The 21,652-nt window shown below is 50.1% G+C and carries 14 protein-coding genes and 2 riboswitches; all 14 genes read right to left on the bottom strand.

The genetic code is table 11. From position 1 onward, the window contains the following. Window positions 1-22 precede the first annotated feature (22 nt). The 14 genes from BBI11_RS03085 to BBI11_RS03020 all read right to left on the bottom strand — a co-directional run bounded on the left by BBI11_RS03085 (window position 23) and on the right by BBI11_RS03020 (window position 21,562). Window positions 23-1,030, bottom strand: a complete 1,008-nt coding sequence (locus BBI11_RS03085) for an LLM class flavin-dependent oxidoreductase (protein WP_068460516.1) — start codon at window positions 1,028-1,030, stop codon at window positions 23-25. Between the two features lie 429 nt (window positions 1,031-1,459). Further along, window positions 1,460-4,897 (bottom strand): methionine synthase, encoded by a 3,438-nt coding sequence (metH, locus tag BBI11_RS03080; protein ID WP_068460514.1) that lies wholly within the window; start codon window positions 4,895-4,897, stop codon window positions 1,460-1,462. Next, window positions 4,890-6,737 carry a bifunctional homocysteine S-methyltransferase/methylenetetrahydrofolate reductase gene (locus BBI11_RS03075; protein ID WP_068465564.1) on the bottom strand — a complete coding sequence of 616 codons (1,848 nt, stop codon included), beginning with the start codon at window positions 6,735-6,737 and terminating at the stop codon, window positions 4,890-4,892. The genes metH and BBI11_RS03075 overlap by 8 nt, the downstream gene beginning before the upstream one ends. Before the next feature lie 103 nt (window positions 6,738-6,840). Next, window positions 6,841-6,942: riboswitch (SAM riboswitch) on the bottom strand. A 105-nt stretch (window positions 6,943-7,047) separates the two neighbouring features. Beyond that, window positions 7,048-7,881 carry a DUF6920 family protein gene (locus tag BBI11_RS03070; protein ID WP_068460512.1) on the bottom strand — a complete coding sequence of 278 codons (834 nt, stop codon included), beginning with the start codon at window positions 7,879-7,881 and terminating at the stop codon, window positions 7,048-7,050. Between the two features lie 133 nt (window positions 7,882-8,014). Next, the gene (locus tag BBI11_RS03065; RefSeq protein WP_068460511.1) at window positions 8,015-10,009 is read right to left on the bottom strand and encodes an acyltransferase family protein; all 1,995 of its coding nucleotides are present in this window, start codon (window positions 10,007-10,009) and stop codon (window positions 8,015-8,017) included. Window positions 10,010-10,234: 225 nt separating this feature from the next. After that, complete coding sequence (locus BBI11_RS03060; RefSeq protein WP_068460509.1) at window positions 10,235-11,296, bottom strand: copper resistance D family protein; 1,062 nt, start codon at window positions 11,294-11,296, stop codon at window positions 10,235-10,237. Continuing rightward, window positions 11,293-11,907 carry a copper resistance CopC family protein gene (locus BBI11_RS03055; protein ID WP_068460506.1) on the bottom strand — a complete coding sequence of 205 codons (615 nt, stop codon included), beginning with the start codon at window positions 11,905-11,907 and terminating at the stop codon, window positions 11,293-11,295. The genes BBI11_RS03060 and BBI11_RS03055 overlap by 4 nt, the downstream gene beginning before the upstream one ends. Before the next feature lie 407 nt (window positions 11,908-12,314). Next, entirely contained in the window at window positions 12,315-13,052 is a 738-nt protein-coding gene (locus BBI11_RS03050) for a toxin regulator (RefSeq protein ID WP_083388989.1), read from the bottom strand. 169 nt (window positions 13,053-13,221) lie between these two features. After that, on the bottom strand, window positions 13,222-14,736 hold the full coding sequence (locus BBI11_RS03045; protein ID WP_068460504.1) for a sodium:solute symporter family transporter: 1,515 nt from the start codon (window positions 14,734-14,736) through the stop codon (window positions 13,222-13,224). Window positions 14,737-14,846: 110 nt separating this feature from the next. Further along, window positions 14,847-16,238, bottom strand: a complete 1,392-nt coding sequence (locus BBI11_RS03040) for an LLM class flavin-dependent oxidoreductase (protein WP_068460501.1) — start codon at window positions 16,236-16,238, stop codon at window positions 14,847-14,849. A 111-nt stretch (window positions 16,239-16,349) separates the two neighbouring features. Next, window positions 16,350-16,457: riboswitch (SAM riboswitch) on the bottom strand. Between the two features lie 99 nt (window positions 16,458-16,556). Then, entirely contained in the window at window positions 16,557-17,615 is a 1,059-nt protein-coding gene (locus tag BBI11_RS03035) for a sugar ABC transporter substrate-binding protein (protein WP_068460500.1), read from the bottom strand. Next, window positions 17,612-19,144 carry a response regulator transcription factor gene (locus BBI11_RS03030; RefSeq protein ID WP_068460498.1) on the bottom strand — a complete coding sequence of 511 codons (1,533 nt, stop codon included), beginning with the start codon at window positions 19,142-19,144 and terminating at the stop codon, window positions 17,612-17,614. The genes BBI11_RS03035 and BBI11_RS03030 overlap by 4 nt, the downstream gene beginning before the upstream one ends. After that, window positions 19,137-20,585, bottom strand: coding sequence for a sensor histidine kinase (locus BBI11_RS03025; RefSeq protein ID WP_068460496.1), 1,449 nt, complete (start codon window positions 20,583-20,585; stop codon window positions 19,137-19,139). The genes BBI11_RS03030 and BBI11_RS03025 overlap by 8 nt, the downstream gene beginning before the upstream one ends. Then, a complete protein-coding gene (locus BBI11_RS03020) occupies window positions 20,582-21,562 on the bottom strand; it encodes a sugar ABC transporter substrate-binding protein (protein WP_068460494.1) in 981 nt (326 codons plus the stop codon). The genes BBI11_RS03025 and BBI11_RS03020 overlap by 4 nt, the downstream gene beginning before the upstream one ends. Window positions 21,563-21,652 lie beyond the last annotated feature (90 nt).

Below are 21,652 nucleotides of genomic sequence, written 5' to 3'. Positions count from 1 at the left end.
GGACGGCCATATTATTTAAAGCCTATCCCATATTCAACTCAAATGCATCCGCTAATAGCCGGATGGTGTTCATGCGCGCTTGATGCCCCGCAATATTCGGGATGATGGTGATTTCATCAGCTCCGAATTGATCGGCGACCGCTTCGATCTGCTGTTTAACTTGTTCGGCTGTTCCGATGAGCATGCGGCTCCGGTTGCGCTCGACGCGTTCTTGTTCTGCTGAACTGAGACGCCGCTTCTCAGCGGTTTCAACCGACGGGTAATACGGCGGCTGAAAATCCGATTCGACAAACAGGAGCCATAAGTCAAATGCTTTGGCAAGTTGTTCCGCTCGCTCTTCCGTCTCGCCGACAATGGCGAAAACAGCTAAAGCGACATGCGGCTGTTCACGCAACTGGGACGGGACGAAGCTTTTCCGGTAGCGTTTGATCGCCTCGATACCTGCTTGTTCCGGGCGCGCAAAATGGGCATAAGCATAAGACATGCCCCGTTCCGCCGCAAGTTTCGCTGAGCCTTCGCCCGTGCCGAGCAGCCATAGTTCAGGTGCTGTTTCGGTAATCGGCGTCGCTGTTAGCTTTTGGAAACGGTGTTCGTTGTCGACTTCATCGGTGAAATACTTCTCCAAATCGATCAATTGCTGGGCGTAAGGAACGCGCTTGCCTTTGGATTCATTGAGCGCTTGGTTGACGAGCCGGAAACTCGGCGAGCGCCCGATGCCAAGGTCGATCCGGTTCGGGTGCAGCGCTTCGAGCATGCGAAAGTTCTCGGCCACTTTATAGGCGCTGTAATGCGGCAGCATGACGCCGCCTGATCCAATGCGGATGCGTTCAGTGAGCGTCGCTAAATGCATCATGAGCATTTCCGGCGAGCTGCCTGCGACTGAAAACACTTGATGGTGTTCTGCAACCCAGTAGCGTTTAAAGCCGGAGCGGTCCGCGAGTTTTGCAAGTTCTGCCGTTGAACGGAGCGCGGAAGCTGCCGTTTCGCCTTCATCAATCGGCGAGTAATCTAATATATTCAAGACGGTCATCCGTCCGCACCTCCTTTAACTCTCTATTCTTCATCATACCACTTGAACACAAAGAAAAACGGACTGGAGGCTGCCAGTCCGTTTTCGCCTATATCGTACAATTAAAGTTAATATGGTTTTCCGAAGTTTACTGCCAGCTTTCCGTGGGCTCGCGCCCAAGCCTCCTCATCCGCTCCGCTTCTTGCGGGGTCTCGGTCGTCTCGCTGATCCACAGGAAAGATAAGGTCGAACTACGTGAGACATTATCTTTGCGAAGTAATGGGCAGCATTATTGAGCAGAAGGGTTTACGGGCAGACACTTCTCCACACCACTTAGCTTCGTCTTTGAGTTATTTATCTAATAACAATATCCACTCTTTTAATGAGTTTCGACAGTCATTGCTTCTTTAATAGTTTTAAAAAGGACTAAACTTCCCTGCTCCGCTTCGACTATTCTACATTGAAATAACGGGCATCTGGATGGGCGAAGACGATGGCTGATACCGATGCTTCCGGGTCCATCATGAATTCTTCCGTCAAGTGGACACCAATGTCTTCCGGTTTGATGAGGTCGAACAATTTCGCCTGATCTTCCAGGTTTGGACAGGCCGGGTAGCCGAACGAAAAGCGCTGGCCTTGGTATTTCGCTGCGAACCGGTCGCGCATTGAAAAATCGGTGGAATCAGGAAAGCCCCATTGATCGCGAATTTCCTGGTGCAGGCGTTCGGCGAATCCTTCCGCCAGTTCCAAAGCGGTCGCTTGCAGCGCATGGCTCTCGAGGAATTTCCCCGCTTCTTTCAAACGCGTTGCTTCCGCACGTACCCCGTGCCCTGCCGTTACTTGCATGAATGCGACATAATCCATCTCACCGCTTGCGGTTGATTTTAAATAATCAGCCAGACATAAAAACGGCGCTTTTGTTTGGCGCGGGAAGGTGAAACGTTCGATTTCCGTTTTGGCGTCTTTCGGGTCGTAGATAATGACATCATCGCCGTCTGATTGCGCCGGGAAAAACTGATACATCCCCGCTGGCTTCAATATTCCCGACTGAAGAAACTTCGTCGCGAGTTCATGCAGTTCCACAGCCCGCGTGTCGCCTTGCTGCAAGAGTTTGTCGCTATAGCCGCGCAAACCGAGATGGTGGCCGATCAATGTGCGCATATTGACGTACGGGTACAGATGCGCCACCGAATAATCTTTCAGCACATGGCGCCGCAAATCGTTCGGCACGTAAACAGGCGCATCTTCGCGCACGGTCTTGACCGGCTTTTCCAAAATGGCGACAGCGCCTTTTTCGGCACGCGCCGCATCTTGCGCTTGGCGTTTTTCCTGTTGGGCGCCAAGTTCTTCGAGCAGTACCGCTTTTCCAGCGCCGCTTTGCAGTCGGTTCGCGAGGTCCAGCCCTTGCATGGCGTCTTTTGCGTAAATAACCGGTCCGTTGTATTCCGCGGCGATTTTCGTTTCGGTAAAGCGGCGGGACAAAGCCGCACCTCCGACTAAAATCGGCACATCAATATCAGCTTCACGGAAATCCTGCGCCGTCAGCACCATCTGCTTAGCGGATTTTACGAGCAATCCTGACAAGCCAATGATATCCGGCTGTTCTTTGCGAATCACTTCGATGAGTGCGGCGGGTGTCACTTTGATGCCGATGTCGATTACTTTAAAGCCGTTGTTCGACAAGATGATGTCGACCAAGTTTTTGCCGATGTCGTGAACATCGCCTTTGACGGTCGCAAGGATGACTTTGCCTTTCCCGCTATCGTCCGCTTTCTTTTCCATAAAGCCTTCGAGATACGACACGGCTGCTTTCATGACACCCGCTGATTGCAGCACTTCCGCAACGATCAATTGATTGTCGTTGAACAGCCTGCCGACTTCAGCCATGCCTTCCATGAGCGGCCCGTTGATAATCTCGAGCGGGTCTTCGTACAGCTCCCGTGCTTTGTCGAGGTCCGGGATGAGCCCTTCTTTTGTGCCTTCTAAAATATAGTAAGCGAGGCGCTCCGGCACGGTGTCTGGAATATCGTCCTCAGTTTTCTCCTTTTTCTTGTCGCGGTAGAAATCCGTGAAGTCCGCCAAGTTTTGATCGGTCGTCTCGAACAATAACTCTTCCGCCATCTTCACTTCTTCTTTTGGAATCGACGCAAAACGCTCGAGCTTTTCGGTATTAACGATGGCGTAATCCAAGCCCGCTTGCGTGCAATGGTAGAGATAAACGGCATTTAGCACTTCACGGCCGACCGGCGGCAAACCGAATGATACGTTCGATACGCCGAGAATTGTTAAGGCGCGCGGCAGTTTTTCCTTAATCAAACGGATACCTTCGACTGTTTCGAGTGCCGAGCCAATGTATTGCTCATCGCCTGTTCCAACTGGGAATACGAGCGGATCGAAAATAATGTCTTCCGGGGCGATTTCCCATTTTCCCGTCAGCAATTGATACGAGCGTTCCGCAATTTCGAGCTTGCGCTCGCGCGTCACTGCCATGCCGACTTCATCAATCGTACCGACAACGACCGATGCGCCGTATTTTTTCACGAGCGGCATGACCGCATCAAAACGTTCTTCCCCGTCTTCTAAATTAATCGAGTTGATGATCGCTTTGCCTTGGGAGAATTTAAGCGACGCTTCGATGACCTCTTCATCCGTAGAATCGATGACGAGCGGCACTTTCACTTTTTTGACGACTTCCTGCATGAATGCCGTCATGTCGTCTAGTTCTTCTCGGTCCGGGTTGGCCAGGCAAATATCGATAACGTGCGCGCCGTTTTTTACTTGGGCACGCGCAATTTCCGCCGCTTCTTCGAACTTCCCTTCAATAATGAGTCGCTTGAATTTGCGCGAACCGATCACATTCGTGCGTTCGCCGACGAATAATGGGCGCATCGATTCATCGTATTCAAGCACTTCAATTCCCGAAATGACATGTCCATGACTCGTGTCTTTGCGTTCGCGCGGCGCGAGCCCATCGACCGCTTCACGCACCGCCGCAATATGTGCAGGCGTCGTGCCACAACAGCCACCGACGACATTGAGCCAGCCTTTCTCAGCAAAGCCGCGCAGTTTTTTCGACAAGGATTCCGGCGTCTCGTGGTAATGCCCTTCCTCATCCGGCAGCCCGGCGTTCGGGTAACAGCTGACAAAACCTGTCGACAGTTCCGATAACGAACGCAAATGATCGGTCATGAATTCCGGCCCCGTTGCACAATTCAATCCGACCGACAACGGCTTGATATGTTCGATCGACACATAAAACGCTTCAATCGTCTGTCCGGCAAGTGTCGTGCCCATCGGTTCAATGGTCCCTGAAATCATTACCGGCAGTTCCACACCGGTTTCTTCAAAGGCATCTCGAATAGCAATCGTCGCCGCTTTGACGTTAAGCATATCTTGGCTTGTCTCGAGAAGCAGCAAGTCCGCGCCGCCTTCAATCAAGGCTTTCGCCTGCACCTGAAAATCGGCTTTTAATGCGTCGAATGTGATGCCCCCTGTGACCGATAAAGTTTTCGTTGTCGGTCCAAGCGCACCCGCCACGAAGCGTGGCCATTCCGGCGTCGAGTATTTTGCTTGGCTTTTTTTCGCGATTTCGACCGCTTTTTGATTGATTTCCGCTGCACGATGGCCGAGCCCGTACTCATCCAAGACGACCGGCGTGCCGCCGAATGTGTTCGTACAGATGATGTCAGCGCCCGCTTCCAAATACGCGTCGTGTACGCCTTCTAGGACATCTGGGCGGACGATGTTCAAGTATTCATTGCAGCCATCGTATTCCTCTCCGCCGAAATCTTCTGCCGACAAATCAGCATTTTGAATCATCGTCCCCATCGCACCGTCTATAACTAAAATGCGTTTTTCCAGTTGCTGTTCAATTAAATGTTTAGGCATAGGCACGATCGCTCGCTTTCTCTAAATCTAGTTGTCGGATATAGCGGATCAATTCCACCGTCATGTCATAACGCACAAATGGCGTGATCAAATAAATGCCGTGGAACAATTGGGCTGCTGTATCGATCAATTCTTTCGCAATCTGAATGCCTTCCGCCGTCGCTTGTTCTTTATCATCGCCGCAAGCCCTCATGCGATCCAGTGCCTCTTCCGACAATTTGATACCCGGCACTTCATTGTGTAGAAAATCGGCGCTGCGTATGCTCGTCAGCGGCATAACCCCGAGGAAAATCGGTGTCTCGAGATGCTTTGTCGCCTCATGGATTTCGATGATTTTCTCTTTCGTATAAACAGGCTGCGAAATGAAATAATCCGCGCCAGCTTCGATTTTCTTCTCAAGTCTCGCGACTGCACGCTCGACGACACGGACATTCGGGTTGAATGCCGCGGCAACCGAGAAATTCGCCTTTTTCCGCAGCGGCTTGCCAGAAAACGAAATGCCTTCGTTGAGCTTTTTGATGAGTTGGATCAATTCCAGGCTCGATACATCATAAACGCTCGTCGCGCCCGGGAAATCGCCGACTTTTGTTGGGTCGCCCGTGACGGCGAGTATATCGTGGATACCTAGTGCGTCGAGCCCCATTAAATGCGATTGCAGGCCGATCAAATTGCGGTCGCGGCACGTAATATGCGCAAGAGGTCTGACATCTTGCTGGTGCTTGAGGATCGAGCCCATCGCCATATTGCTGATACGCGGCGACGCGAGTGAATTATCGGCCATCGTGATAGCATCGATGCCTTCCGCGTCCAATGCTTTAGACCCCTCGAGAAATTTATCGATTTCCAAATGGCGCGGTGTATCCAGCTCGACGATGATCGTCCGCTCGGTTTTTGCTTTTTCGTGCAAAGGCTTGTCTTTCAAGGCTTCTGCTTCGCGAATGACAATCGGCTTTTTCTCTTCGACTTTCTTTTCAGTGATCGGCTGCAAGTGACCGATGCGTTTTTTGACCGCTTCGATATGTTTCGGCGTCGTGCCGCAACAGCCACCGATAAGGCGCACGCCTTCTTCGCGCAACAGCAGCGCTGCACGGCCAAAATAATCGGCTTCTGATTCATAGACAATGCGCCCGTCTTCGATATCGAGGAGTGAGGCGTTCGGATAAGCCGATAAAAACGCTTTTTCCGGCAGTTCGACGCCTTCGAACGCCTGGATTGTATGGTGCGGGCCAAGACGGCAGTTGACGCCGACGATTTCTGCACCGAGTGCGTCAAGACGTTTCAAGCCTTCGTTCAAATTCATGCCATTTTGCAAAATGCCCGGTTCATGCATTGACAACTGGGCAATGAGCGGCGCGTCGGTCAATTTTTTTAAATGAGTAACGGTCGCTGCGAGTTCCTCGAAATCATAATACGTCTCGAGCAATAAACCGTCCGGATCGCCGGATAACAGGTGCTGCGCTTGCTGGTCAACCATGGCGACGATTTCGTCCAATGTCGCATCGCTTTTACGAATGCCGCGAATGCCGCCGATCGTGCCGAGCACAAACTGCCCGCTATCTTTTGCGGCTTTACGGGCGATGGCCATCGCTGCTTTATTGATCGACTCTACCTGATCTTCTAGCCCGTAGCGAGCCAGTTTGTGGGCATTTGCCCCGTATGTGTTCGTTTGGATAATGTCCGCTCCCGCCGCGATGTAATCACGATGAATTTTCTCGATCACTTCGGGGCGCTGGATATTCAGTTCCTCGTTGCAATATTCGATGCCGTACGAGTACAGCAATGTCCCCATGGCTCCATCCGCCGTCAGCATCCGTTTGTTCAATTCATCTAATAACATGATTCGTCCTCCTCCGGTTGATTTGCCATGCAGCTGCGGACGCATCGATATGAAACAAAAAAAGCCTTCCATGAAAAAGAAGGCTTTACGATATCGAACTCGTTCCTTTTCATCTGCCAGGCGTGTGCCTGCTGGAATTAGCACCTGACCTTAGTGGCTGGTTGCTGAAGCGTCATCGGGCCAGTCCCTCGACTTCTCTAGATAAGAATTCACTATTCAATTTTAAGTATTTCCACATGATACCCCCTGAGGTGATTTGGGTCAAGAAAATTTATCAAAAAACAACAAACTTTCTGTTAAATCCCCCACTTACTTACCAGGCATCCGGCACCCGCGGGTTGAAGGCGGCTTGCTCGACGGTAAATTTATACCAAGTGAAGGGTTTGCCATCGATGATCCATGTAATATCGACGCGTCTTGGCATTTCGATGCCGTCGATTATTTGCCATTCGTGCACTTCGGCGATGCATGGCAAGCGCTTGGCCTCTTCACCAATATCTTTATAGCGCATCGCCCGCGCTCGTTTCATGCGCCCAGATTCATCAAACTCGAAGGTGACATTGGCGGTCGACCCGTTATAGCTCATCTCGGCTTCCACGGATCGTTCACTGCTATTGAAAAAACGCACGTACGGGCTAAAAGCCAGTCCTGGCAGCCAGACCATCTCCATTAAAAAGCGCTGAAGTGCCGATTCATCACGCTTGCCGTCCGGAATCGCCCGGTTGATCGGCACCAGCCCCGCAAAGCGGATGCGCATGCCTGCACGGCCGTCACGGAAACTATCGGATCCGGTAACGAATAGGCCATCGATTTTCATGCGCGCTTTCCAATAAAACGATGGCGGTTCGACAAAGCTATATTGCTCAGCAGTCGATTCGGTCCATTCTTCCTGGTCAGGTTTGGTCTTCATCCAGCCCACTTGCTTTACATAAACGCCCATCACCTGCTCACGGCCGACTGCGCCGATCGTCTCCAGCCATTTGGCGATCGGTTTTGGCAGATGCGCCGTCCTCGCCTCTTCCACTTCGCCGGCATGCCGGACTTCCGGCCATGTCGGCTTGATAAGCCGCGTCATGTCTTTGTACTTTCGATAAGCCCCGTATGCTCCGAGTGATGTCAATGCTAAAATCGGCCATATGCGTTTCATGTCCCATACCCCTTTCCGATTTTGCTGCGCATTCCTTCGTAACTCTTTCGACACGCCCTTCATTTCCCCTGCACAAAGCGCCAATCGAAAAACGCCCCCGGAAGGCTAAGCTTCCGGGGGCGTTCGGTATTCATCAGTTTAAATTTTCAAGAGCCGGTTCGAGATGTTCTTTCAATGCCGGCCCCATCGTTTGCGAATACAGCGTCGTTAAATGGTGCTTATCGCGATATACCAATACATTGCCCACAACTGGCGGGCACGTATCGTCTGTACAGAAATACTCGGACATATCGGCAAACGTGACGTTGTCCGGAATGCCTTCCGTGTTTTCCCATGGCACGACATCCGCAAGGCCTTTACTGCGCTCAACCGAACATTCTTCTACGCTCGAACCATCAAGGCAGATCGTCGGATCGGTTTTCATACGCGGATTGTCGCGCACGGCAAAGATCTCCGCCACGCCTTCGAATTCTTTCCATTTATTGATGTAACCTTTTGGCACCGTATCTCCTGAATTTACCGTTGCTGTGGTAAAGATCAAATCAGGCGGCTCTGCCATCAAGCGTTCTTGCAAATTATCGTTCCAGGTCATGCACGCGTCATCCAGCTGGCCATCAAAATCGCCGCTTGAGAATCGGCACGCATCTTTGTTGTAAACATCGATGCGCATGTTCAGCTCTTCTGCGACAGCTTCAAGTGCCGGGAACCAATGCCCCGAATGCGAACCGCCCACGAGTGCGACGACATGTTCAGGATTTTCCGTGACGCCGAACGAACATTCTTTCAGCGTGGAGCTGACGCTGCCTGTCAGGAAGCAATCTTTATTGCTGTAGAAGGTCGGCAAATCTTCTTTCGCCGACAAGAAGTCTGGCTGCAGTTCCGCATCTTCCGCCGGCTGGATATTTTCCAATACGGCGCGCGCGCCTGGATTGTCTTCGATGGTTACCGGCTCGTCATTGCTGCTGCTCGCCTGGACGAAAACGCCCCACGAGAGGCCGATTAAAATCGCCGGTGTCATCAAAGCGACCAGCACTTTCGATAAGCGTTTTTTCGAATGCTTGATCGGCATTTCGCGTACTGGCTTTTCGACGAGTCGAATCGTCAGGACGGACAAGATGAACGTAATTCCGAGTATGGTAAGACCTGCCGGAGTGGTTACCGTATCTGTGTTGAAGTAGGCATAATAGAACACCAACAGCGGCCAATGCCATAAATAAAAACCGTAGGAAATGCTGCCGAAATACTGGAACGGTTTCGAGCCGAGCAATTTCTGCACGCCGAACGCCTGGCCGTTTTCACTGGCGATAATGACCAAGATCACTCCGCCCGTCGGCAACAATGCCGCAAATCCCGGGAAGACAGTCGAGACTGGCAACACCATGCCCGTGAAGGCGATGATCGCAAGCCCAACCCAACCCATGATGAGATGGGCCCGATCTGGGAATTTCAAATATGGAAGCATGAGCGCAAGCATCCCGCCGAGCGAGAATTCCCAAGCCCGTGCAAAGGTATCGAAATACGCCCACGGCTGATTGACCGCCGTGATATAAACCGAATAGCTGAGTGAAGCAAGGAAAATCACCGATAGCACGGCGAGCAAAGTTTTGCGCACCGGCGTCTTCAGGATTTTCGTCGCTAACAGATAAACGAGTGTAATGACGATTGGCCACGTGACATAAAACTGTCCTTGAATCGACAAGGCCCAGAAATGCTGGAACGGGCTTGCCGTGTTGTTTTGTGCCAAATAATCGACCGCGTTATTGGCCAACTGCCAGTTTTGGAAGTAAAACATCGACGAAAACAATTCGGCGATTGTCTGGCGCCATGTGCTAAGCGGCAATAAGAAAATCGACAGCGCCGCACTGACGGCAAGTACCGTAAAAGCCAGTGGAAACAATCGTTTCGCCAAGCCTAATAGATTTTCCAAATAATTGATGCGGCCTTCGCGCACCATCCGTGACAATAGAGACGTTGTAATCAAATATCCCGAGACGATGAAAAAGACATCGACTCCGCCGGAAACCGACCCAATCCAAATGTGATAAACTGCCACCAAAAGCGCCGCGACTGCGCGGACGCCTTCCAGCTCAGGCCGGAAGCGCTTTTCAGGCACCCGTAAATCTGCCATGATGTGTACCTCGCCATTCTAATATTTTGTAGGAAAGGAATAGTCCTCAAACAAAACACTTTTATTGTAAATTTATTATTAAAGAGTAAATTTTTGAATAATTAAAATCCATTCCTTGCCATTTCTAGTGTACCTTAATCCCGCGTAAGTCTCAACAACATATCCGATAGTCGAAATATTCTTGTGCCTTAAAAAAAGCCCCGCCATTTCTGGCAAGGGCAGTCATTAAAATAAGAAACTGAACATAAATCCGCTGTACATCGCCGCTACAAACCCAAGGCTGAACACGAACGACAGCCATTCGGGCAATTGCTTGCGATACCCAAGCCATTGCAAGCCGAGGAAAATCACGCCGATCGCCATCATCAAAAAGCCGTCGATGTTCGGCGTCCACACTGCCTGCACCGGCAAATACTGCGGCCCAGCGAACCATTCGACAAACGGCGCGCTGCCTTCTAGCCGGAACGTTTCGTTGATATTATGCGGCGGGGCGAGCTTGCTCATGAAAGCAGTGATTAATAACACCAATAGCAAGAGCCAGCTCTCCACCTTGAGCCAGGAGCGGTTCGGCGCATCGCTTCTCGATAAGGCGGCATTGATGAACGCGGCGAACAGGAGCGGAACGATGCTCAAATGTTTCAGCAGCAATAGCTGTCCATAAGGCAAGATCCACGAGCTCGCATAATCTTCCGGCGCCACGAAAAACAGCATGAGCCAAATTCCGCTGCCAATCAAAATGACCATCATGGCCACCGCAAACGGCGTGAACCATTTAAGAAACGCACGCCAATCGCGCCCGTCTTTCATAAACCAGGCGATGTGGATCAAGACGCCGGCCCATAATACAAGCGCCAGGAAATGAAGCGCGTGCGCCGTAAATCCTTGCCAATCCGCAATCGATGCCGCATGGCTTGCATACGCTACATTGAGCACACTGAGCACTAGCCAAAAAGTCCGTAAGCCTGCCGACCCGTCTCGCCACACGACAATCAGCCACGCCACCGCCATCAAGACGCCGAATACATAGCTTTGGCCGGTGCGAAATTGCGTGATGACATCGATCACGGCTTGTATCAGGCCAAAGCTATCCCCAAGCAATAAAATGAGCTGGATGACAGGAGGCGCAAGCAATAGCGGAACCGACGCAAGCGCCAGCACCAGCCATTTTTTCGGAACTTCAATAAGCGGCTTTTTTTCCGATGGAATAAACCGCAAGACAGCGTCTCCTGCGAGAAAGGCCAGTACCACGTAAAGGAAAAAATCCGATGACGCGATCAGCCAATTCATCGTTTTCTACGCATTAACACTACGGCAGAGATCAACAGGATAATGGCGATGCCTGCAATGATCAAGGTCATGCTAGATCCCGCATCTTCTGAAGGAGCTTCAGGTTCCCCGCTTGACGCTTGCTCCATATCCGATGCTTCAGTTTCCTCCGATTCCGCTGCTTCCGCTTCCTCGGCTTCCTGGTCGTCCGTTGCTTCCGTTGCTTCCTCAGCCTGTTCTTCTTGCGTCGCTTCTTCAGCCGGCTCTTCAGTAGCCGCTTCTTCTTCGCCTGCCTGCAACTCAAAAGCCAAGGAGCCTTGGATTGGATGGCCATCTTGACTCAGCACATCGTATTCCACGACATACGAACCATCTTCCAACTCTTGCGCCGGTGTACCGATCAATTGATCGTCCATTACGGCCACTTCACTAAAGTCGACAGCGGTCCCGTCCATTGTCATCGTCATGTCACTGCCTTGTTCAATGCCGGCACTAAAATCGAGCACTACCTGTTCCAGCGCCTCATCCACGATAGACCCTTCAGCTGGAGTAGACGATTCCAGCACGGAATGAGCGTGTGCTGTCATCGGTAAAACTAATAAGATACTTAATAAAATCAATGTCTTCTTCATAGGTATGATTCCTTCTTTCTTGTCAGATGAACTGAATAATTGCATCCACTCTTTTTAGCCTATTTCATTTGAAGGGAAGAAACAAGAAAGAGGCGCTTGGATTTATGAACTTTCCCCGAAGATTGGCGGGATAAAAAAAAGCCCCGAATGATTTCGGGGCTTTTTCAATGTCGAGAAAGTTAAGAAGCCGTATTTTCCGAAGCTTATCGCTCGCTTTCCGTGGGCTCGCGCCCAAGCCTCCTCAGCCGCTTCGCGTCTTGCGGGGTCTCGGTCGTCTCGCTTTACCACTGGAGTCGAGCGAACGCTTCTCCAAATACTTAGAGAGGTCATTAATTGTTGGATATAGAAAAAAGTTCTCTCTTTCCCAATTGATAGCGAACTATGGACTTTTCCAACTTCTTTAGGTTTTATTGATCGATTTTTTCTATTGAAATACCAGGGATAGAGATAGAGCCACCCATTGTGGACTCATAAGTCAATAAGCCTGTAGATAAACCTCTTATCGTAATCATATCATCTTCTAAAACACGTGAATCTACAATAGAAGCATCAAATTCACCGTATATTACCGTATCATAATTATCGTTAACAGCGATTCTGAGTTGTGTAACCCCGTCGCCTTCCATCACTTGAATAACTTTGCCGCGGAACTTCACTTTCTCAAACACATAGTCATCCGGTGTTCTTGCTAATTGATCGTAGGTAATTCCCGTCTCATAACCAATTCTTTCTTGCTCTTCCGCCTCAGCTTTTGCCTGAGCTGCTGCTTTTGCTTCGGCTTCTTCCTTTTCTTTTGCCTCAGCTTCTTCTTTAGCCTTCGCCGCTGCTTTTTCTGCTTCTTCCTTCGCTTTTACTTCTTCTTCTTTTTTCTTTAACTCCGCTTCCTTCTCTTTTCGCTCCGCTTCTTCTAAGGCGAAGAATGGTTCGGCCTCTTTGACTTTTGTTTCTAACTCTTCAATTTTCTTTTCTGAAGTTTCATTGGTCGATTCAAGTTCTTGTATTTGCGTCTGCAAATTCTCATTACTTTCTGTAGAAGCATCTACTTCTGATTGAGAAGGCCCAACGCTTCCACCAATTAATAATGCTATCAACGCTACCAAAATATATCTCCATCTCATCTTTATAAAACTCATTACTTTCTCCATGCTGTTATCTTCCTCTCGGTGAATTAGTTCTATTTAATTCTAGTATATATAATCCCTTTTTCATACTAAATTTGTAAATTAATTTATATAAAACCACTTATATGCTTAAATGCAAAAAATAGACTATTCGCTATATTATTAGCAAATAGTCTATCCACTCTATTAGTGCTTACCATCCACGAACCGTTTCCTGAGAAGTTTTTTCGCGCTTCTTCAAGCTTTCAGCGAGCAGGCTCACCATGATCATCGATGTGAAGCCGAGAATCGAACTGAAGAACATGGCCTGGAAAACGTGTGCGATCATGCCGGTGCCGGTCAGGACCATATAGCAGCCGGCTCCGCTGACGACGGATGCGATGGCGCCCGATTTATTGGCGTGCTTCCAAAAATAGCCGAGACTGATCGGGGCGATGATGCCACTGATGATGGCCGATGTCCCGAAACTCGTCAGCAAGGCCAACGATTCCGGACGGCTGATCGACATGTAAAGCGACGCGATGCCGATGAAAACCAGCGAGATCTTTGACGCTGTTAGCACTTTGGCGTCGAGCTCCTGCTCCGTCAAATTCTTGTTTTTGTAGAGCACCGGCACGGCCAGCACTTTGAACAAATCGTTGCCGATGCTATTGGTGATGCCGAGGTACAGGCTGTCAGTCGTCGATAAGATCGCGGAAATCACCCCCATGACGAGGAGCGCGACGATGACGACAGGAAATGCTTCCATGATATATGCCGGAATGGCGCTATCAGCTGACGCAAGCCCCGGCAAGATGACGCGTGCGGCAAGCCCTGCGAACACTGAGAAAATGGATAAGGTGAACAAAGAAACACCGGCGGATAAGGTGAAGGTCCGCAAGTCTTCTTCTTTTTCAACCGTCAGCACTTTATTCATCAAATGCGGCAATAGCACGAATGAAAACAATAACCATTGTATGCTCAAGATGGCAAAGCCGCTATAGAACGGCCCGCCTGTCGACAATGGCGCAACGAGTACCGGGTCGATCGCGCGCAGCTCTGATTGCAAGGTCCCGAAGACATTCCACCCGCCGCCGATCGTCCATAACAGCGAGATGAATAACAATAGCGAGACGACTGCCATCGTCGCTCCTTGGATGCCATCGCTGACGATCTGCGCAAACGCTCCGCCGAGGCTGACGTAAACGACGGTGATGAGGACACCAATCCCAATGCCCCATAAATAAGGAATACCGATCACCGTTTCAAACATCGTCGCGAGTCCGACATTTTGCCCGACGATGTAGTAGATATTGAACAATACCAATAAAGCGACGAGCACGCGCAAAACTTGGCTATTGTATCGATTGCCAAGCCACTCGGGAATCGTCAAACTGCCGCCATTTTTCTGTCCGTAGCGCCAGAAGGTTTTCGTGAACAGCAATAGGCCGAGCCATGTCACCCCGAAGCAGCCGATTGTATACCACAAAGTCGACAAGCCGTATGTATACGCCCATCCGGGAACGCCCAGAAACAAATTCGCACTGGCGTAAGACGCGCCGAAACTCATGCCGACAACTGCCGGATTGACTTTGCCTTTGGCGATTGCAAAGCCTTTCATCGATCCGCTATGGGCTTTGCCTTTTTTGCCGAGCCATGTGGTTAACGCAAAATAGCCGACAAGCATAACGATTATGAATGGCAATAGCCACGACGTTTCATCTCCCATGGCGCTCGCCTCCTTTCGGTTTTGGGTAAAGTTTATTCCATAAAGTCAGTCCTGCTGCCCAAAAGACGGCGACGGCGATCCAGTAAGCTGTCAGCATATCGATTCCTCCCTTAGTTTCCGGCTAGTTCGTGCAAATGCTTGAAGTTTTTGCCCGGATGATTGTCCTTCAACTGCGCTTGGCCTTTGCCATAGATTTTCTCGCGGTACGTACCTTCCGCATATTCCGTTTGGACGAGCCCGCGTTCCTGTAAAACCGGCACGACCAGTTCAACAAAATCCTCGAAGCTTCCCGGGGCAAGTGTATACGCTAAATTAAAGCCATCGACGCCTGTTTCATCTCTCCAGCGCTCGACTTCATCCGCCACTTGCTCAGGCGTTCCGACCGCGACCGGCCCGCGTCCCCCGATGCCGACAAATGTCGCGAGCTCCCCAATCGTCCATTTTCTGTCCGGATCCGCACGCGTGAACACTTCAACCGCTGACTGCATGGCGTTGCTTTGGATGTATTCGAGCGTGTCTTCTGGATCGTATCCGGAAAAATCGATGCCGGTCCAGCCGCTTAAGAGCGCGAGCGCCCCTTCGTAGCTGACATGGCTTTTCAAAGTTTCGTATTTTTCTTGTGCTTCTTCTTCGGTCTTCCCGACAATGGCCGTAAAGGTCGTATAGACGAGCACATCTTCCGGGTCGCGCCCATTCGCTTGGATGCGTTCACGCAGCGCATCGACGCCTTTTTTCACAATGGGAATGGTCGGCCCTGCCGTAAACACCGATTCGGCGTGCTTCGAGGCGAATTCCCGTCCGCGCGGCGAAGCCCCTGCCTGGAACAAGACCGGCGTGCGCTGGGGCGACGGTTCCGATAGATGCGCTCCCGGCACTTTAAAGTAATTGCCTTCGTGGCCGATATCATGCACTTTGGACGGGTCGGTATAGACTTTCGACTGTTTGTCGCGCACGACCGCACCGTCTTCCCAGCTGCCTTCCCATAATTTATAGCAAACGTCCAAATACTCGGCGGCGAATTCGTAACGTTCATCATGGCTCATCTGGTCATCGAGCCCGATATTGACTGCGGCGCTTTTCAAATAGGAAGTGACGACGTTCCAGCCGATGCGCCCTTTGGTCAGATGGTCGAGTGTCGACATGCGCCGCGCGAACGTATAAGGGTGTTCGTGGCTGACAGAGGCCGTCACCCCGAAACTCAAATGCTCAGTCACCGATGACATGAGCGGCACGACTAGTAGCGGATCGTTGACCGGCGTTTGCACGGCATTGCGAAGTGCCGCATCGCGCGTGCCGCCGTAAACATCATAGGTCCCGAGCACATCAGCCAGGAACACCGCGTCGAACTTCCCTTTTTCCAATAGCTTCGCAAGCTCAATCCAGTATTCGCTGTCCTTGTATGTATGCGAACGATCGTCTTCGTGAAGCCACAATCCCGGCGACTGGTGCCCACCTGCGCACACCATCTCAAATGCGTTCAAATAAATCCGTTTCTTCGTCATCGTCTAATTCCTCCTTTTGAAATTATGATTTCCGCAGTTCCTGGAACATAAAAATAGCCCTCTTTTCTCGGAAAATGAGAAAAGAGGGCTATTTGAAATGCCGGGTCCGCTCTCTTATCTCCCAAGGAATCTCTCCTTGCTGGAAGTAGCACCTTCCTGATTAAATCAGGGGTTGCTGAAGCGTCATCGGGCCAGTCCCTCGGCTTCTCTGGATAAGATTATGAAATTAATTAATCCCTATCTTAGTACTAGGAAATATAGAAGTCAACCGAATATTGTAAATTTTTCTTCATTTTTCATTTTGTACTCTAACATGAGCTATTCCATCCCGTCGATTTCTTCTGCCGAATGAAAATGATCTGCGAACACGGTGCTTTCCAGATTGCCGATATCGACCGCTATTGGTTCAAGCAGCACAGACGGCACTTCGCTTTTCCCATTATTGATGCTGGCAGTCGGCTCGATGGCATTCCCTTGCGCCAAATCGACTGCAAGCGCTGCGACACGCTCTGATAATTGCTGAATCGGTTTATAGACGGTCATCGTTTGCGTGCCATCGACGATACGTTGCACGGCGGCGAGTTCTGCGTCTTGCCCTGCGACCGGGATAGCCCCGGCGAGTCCTTTCTGTGCAAGTGCCTCGATCGCCCCGCCAGCCGTCGCGTCATTGGCCGCGATGACGGCATCAATTTGATTGCCGTTGATCTCCAGAGCCTCTAACATATGGGCAAATGCTTGTTCCGGCGCCCAATCCTCTGTCCACTCATCATAAATGATATGGATGTCGCCGCGTTCAATCGCCGGTTGCAGCACGTCAAATACGCCTTTTTTCAATAAATGCGCATTATTGTCAGTCGGAGCGCCGCCAATGTAGACATAATTGCCTTCCGGAACCAGTTCCAGCATTTCTTCAGCTTGCAGCTCTCCCACTTTTTCATTGTCGAAAGAGACGTATAAATCGATTTCCGCATTTTTCACGAGACGATCGTAAGCGATCACTTTGATGCCCGCTCCATGCGCTTTGTGGACAATCGCTGCGGTCGCTTCCGCGTTATGCGGCACAATGACCAACAAATCAATGCCTTCCTGGATCATTTCTTCGGCTTGGGCAATCTGCAGCGCATCATCCCCGTTCGCTGCGGCAATCTCCACTTCCAGTCCGCGCGATTCGATCGCTTGCTCGAACAACTCTCGGTCTTTCAGCCAACGCTCTTCTTTCAAGGTATCCATCGCAAAGCCGATTTTCAATGGCTCTTCATCTTGTACCGTTTCGTCTTCTTTGAACACGCTTTTTTCAGGGAGCTTTGCCTCTTCCTGGCAACCCGACACCAAAACGCTGATGCTGATTAACAATGATATCCGCATGAGCAGCTTCATGTGCTGATCCCTTGTCTGCGTTTTGAATTCAGCAGGTTCGAGCGATATTCCGTCGGGGACAGCTCAGTCATTTTCTTAAATACTTTGCTGAAGTAATTGGGCTCATGGTACCCGACTTCTAAGGCAATCGCCTTCAAGCTGATTTCCGGGTCTGCCAATAGTTTCTTGGCTTTCCCCATCCGGCATTCCGTTAGAAAGTCGATGTAATTAATGCCCAGCTTTTCCTTGAATAATTTGCTGATATAGATAGGGCTTAAATCCACTTTTCTTGCCAGCACTTCCAATGAAATATCTTCATGGGAATGCTCGGTAATGAATTGCTTAATTTGGTGGATTTTATCAAATTCCAGCCGGTTGAAATGCATATCGTAATTTTGCTTTAACACATTGATCAAATCCGAAGTTTCCATCATTAATTGACGATAATCTGTAACCGGAACTACATAATAAGGTGCGTCTGTCTCAACTCCTAACTCAGCCATGATCCGGTTGGAGAGCCAAACCCATTCAAGGGAACGCTGCTGGGTTCTGAGAACAGGTTCGCCCATCCGCTCCAATTGCCGGATCAAGCCGGTGATGATTTCTTCGACAGCTTCCCAATCGCCGAGCCGGACGCAATCGGCCATTCTTTTTTCTTGTTGTTTGATAAGTGCCGGGTTACGCGAAGGGGCCGGCTCTAAATCAGCTGCATAGAAACGGTAACGCGAAGGAATCGCTAAATCGCTCATCGCGACTAATGATTTCTGGTAAGAATCCCGCACCTGCCCAAATGAATCGCACACGGTTCCGATTCCGACGAAGCATCGGTCCCGTTTACCGCTTGCCGACAGGATTTTATCGGCGAGCGTGATCGCTTGGGAGCGGAACGAATGCGCAGGGTCACGAAAGATGATGAGTGGCAATTGCCTGTCGTAGCATGGTCCTGCCCAAATATGGGGCATTCCGTTGATTTCTCGCTTGATGTCCTGGCACATTTCTTCCGCACCTCTAGGGACCGCAATCGTCATGACGAATTTCTCTGTGGCGGGCTCGGCCCCTTTCATCTCTACTAACAAATCGATGTGCATGTCCTGGACCTGATCGAATAATAATTGTGTGACGATATCCATCTCTACAATCGCCATCGCTTTTTGCAAGGAGCTTTGTTGCTGCGCTTTCTTTTTCAAATGGTTGAACAATTTCTCGGCGATTGCCACGATTTCCGCCGCTTTGCTCGGTTTCAGCAAATAATCTTTCACGCCCAATTTGATCGCTTGCTTGGCGTAGTCAAAGGTATCGAACGCCGTCATCATGACGACTTCAACTTCCGGGTCGGTCTCGCGAATCCGTTCGATCGCCTCCAAGCCTGTCATGACCGGCATCATGATGTCCATGAAGATAATATCCGGCTGCCAGTCGGCTGCGATTTCCACAGCCAGTTTGCCATTTTTCGCTTGTTTGATCTCTATATCCTCGAACGAACGCTCCAAGATTGCTTTCATCCCTTCACGTTCGATCGGTTCGTCGTCCACGAGCAGGAGCTTAAACATAACTTTCAACCTCCATTACTTTCGGCAATTTCAAAATGATTTTCGTCCCATACTGTGGCGTGCTTTCGATTTCCACCACATTATCGCTGCCGTAGAACAGCTGTAGCCGTTTCGCGACATTGGCAAAGCCGATGCCCGTTGCATGACCTTCTTGGGGAGCGATGCCGCCTGTTAATAGCTGTTCGATTTTATTTTCATCCATCCCTCGGCCATTATCTTCGATTTCCACACGTATATACTGGTCTTCATCTTTGATGCGGAACCAGATTTCGCCGTCTTCTTCTTTCGGTTCGATGCCATGAATCACGGCATTTTCGATGAGCGGCTGAAGCGTTAGACTTGGCATCTGATAAACCAAGGCCGATGCATCCAACTCCATATGAAACGTCAATCGGTCGCTGAAACGGGCTTTTTGGATATCCATATATTGCGTCAGGACATGCGCTTCTTCTTCGAGGGTCACTGTATGGTCGAGGCGCTTCAGGTTATAGCGCAGCAAACCGGCTACGCTGACCAATAGATCGCTGGTGTCTTCCGCGCCGTCCAAATAAGCTTTTTTCGATAAGGTATTCAAGGTGTTGAACAGGAAATGAGGATTGATCTGGCTTTGCAGGTGGCGCATCTGGCTTTGCTGCAGCAGCAATTGGCTTTCCTGCAATTCACTTTCGACTTGTGCTTTTTGCTGGATTTCTACAATCAATTTATTGATGTTCACGCGCATATGGTCAAAGGTTTTCGCCAAAAAGGAAATTTCATCATTGGAATTTACGCGGATCGGCTGGTCAAAGCGGCCCTTGGCCAGTTCGTTTGCCGCTTTTGTCAATTGATGGACCGGCTTGGTGATGCTCAAGGAAAATAAATAAGTGAACAATAATAATAAAACGCTTGTGAGTGATAACAATAGAATGCCCATCGTGTTTAATTCCTGTGATTGCCGGATAATGTCGCGGTAAAAACGTTCGTAGGTCCTGAGTTCGGAATTGAAAATCGATAAAGTCATCTCGGAGATATAGACAGACATGCGGTTCGCTTCTGTGAATTCGCTTGCTGCGATGTCGTTTTCCCCTTGTTCGCTGAAAGTGACGGAACGTTCCACGGTTTCCGTAAAGCTTTCAATCATATTGCTGTAATTGGTTAAGGAAAACTCATTGTCCGCATTGCGCAACTCCAAAAGCGATGCCTGAGCATCCTGCAGCCTTTGCTGGCTAGTTGCAAGTGTTGTGGCTGAGCGGGTTGTCGGGTTGGATAAATGGTCGTTCAAATTGGCCACAGTCTGCTGGCTCGAAGCAGTCACTTCATTCATCTGCAGATAGCGCTCCAAAATATCATTGTATTGATCCTGCATTTTCTGGTTATAGAACGTCAATGCCAGCCAAATCGCGAACATCATAACAATGACGATTCCCGCGAGCATCCAAATCTTTTTTTGGATCGTGTTCACGGCAATTCATCCTTTCCTTCCACTATGCGGATATCGGTCACATATCCTTTGGAATCAAGGGGCACGACTTCATTGCGAAGCCATTTCATCATCATTTCGACGCTTTTCTCTCCCATTTCTTCCGGCGATTGTTCGATGATCGCATCGAGTTTCCCTTCCGTTAACAGAGCAGAAGCATCCGAACCATCATCGAACGAATACAGATAGAACGGGTCGAGTTCGGTGCGGCTGCTGATTTCCTGCATGATTACCCGGGCTTGGCGGATATCGAGCAAAATGAATGCATCGACATTCGGATGCTGGTTCAGGGCGTTCTGCGCAGCATCCGCTGCTTCCTCATCGGAAGACCCACTTTCGATATAGATGGACTGGATCCCGGGATATTGTTCGAGCTGGTCTTCCATCCCGTTCAAGCGGAGTTGCTCGCTGTATTCAAGATTGCCATCACCCAGCAATATAATTTCTCCTGAGTCGCCCATATCGTCCAGCAATTGTTCCATCAGCAACTCACCGGCAGCATAATGATCCGAGCCCACGTAGGTTTTGCGCAAGCTTTTCTCGACTGGTACATCATTGGCAACCGTGATGATGGGGATGCCGTACGAAGCAGCTTTGATACGTGCCAATTGCTGGAATTCATCGGTATCATTGCCTTGCACGATGACCCCGTCCACTTTCGAATGAAGTGCGATTTCCACTTGCTTGAGGAAATCTTCCTGGTTTTTCCCGTAGCTTCCCCAAATTTCGAAACCGACATCTTCCCGCTCTGCTTGACTGGCAGCGCCTTGTCCGACCAATTTCCAGAATGGCGTGTCCAACTCTTGGGTAATGAGAACGATTCGCTTTCGCTCTTGTTCGCTGCTGACGGCGGATGGCAGTTCCCATTCCGAATTCAGGACTTTGTGGACAGACAATATAGTAAAAAACCCGAGTACGGCACACAATGAGCACAGCACAAAGATGACTTTTTTTCTCACGGTTCGCTCCCCTTTTCGCGACTAAACTGTTCTCATCTTACCACCTGTCGGAAAATTCGCAATACGGTCTATATGGAAACAAGCACCTTC

It is taken from the genome of Planococcus maritimus (genome assembly GCF_001687625.2).
GTDB classification, from domain to species: domain Bacteria; phylum Bacillota; class Bacilli; order Bacillales_A; family Planococcaceae; genus Planococcus; species Planococcus maritimus.
Note: the sequence above shows the minus strand (reverse complement) of the source record. Positions and strands in the feature narration are given on the sequence as shown.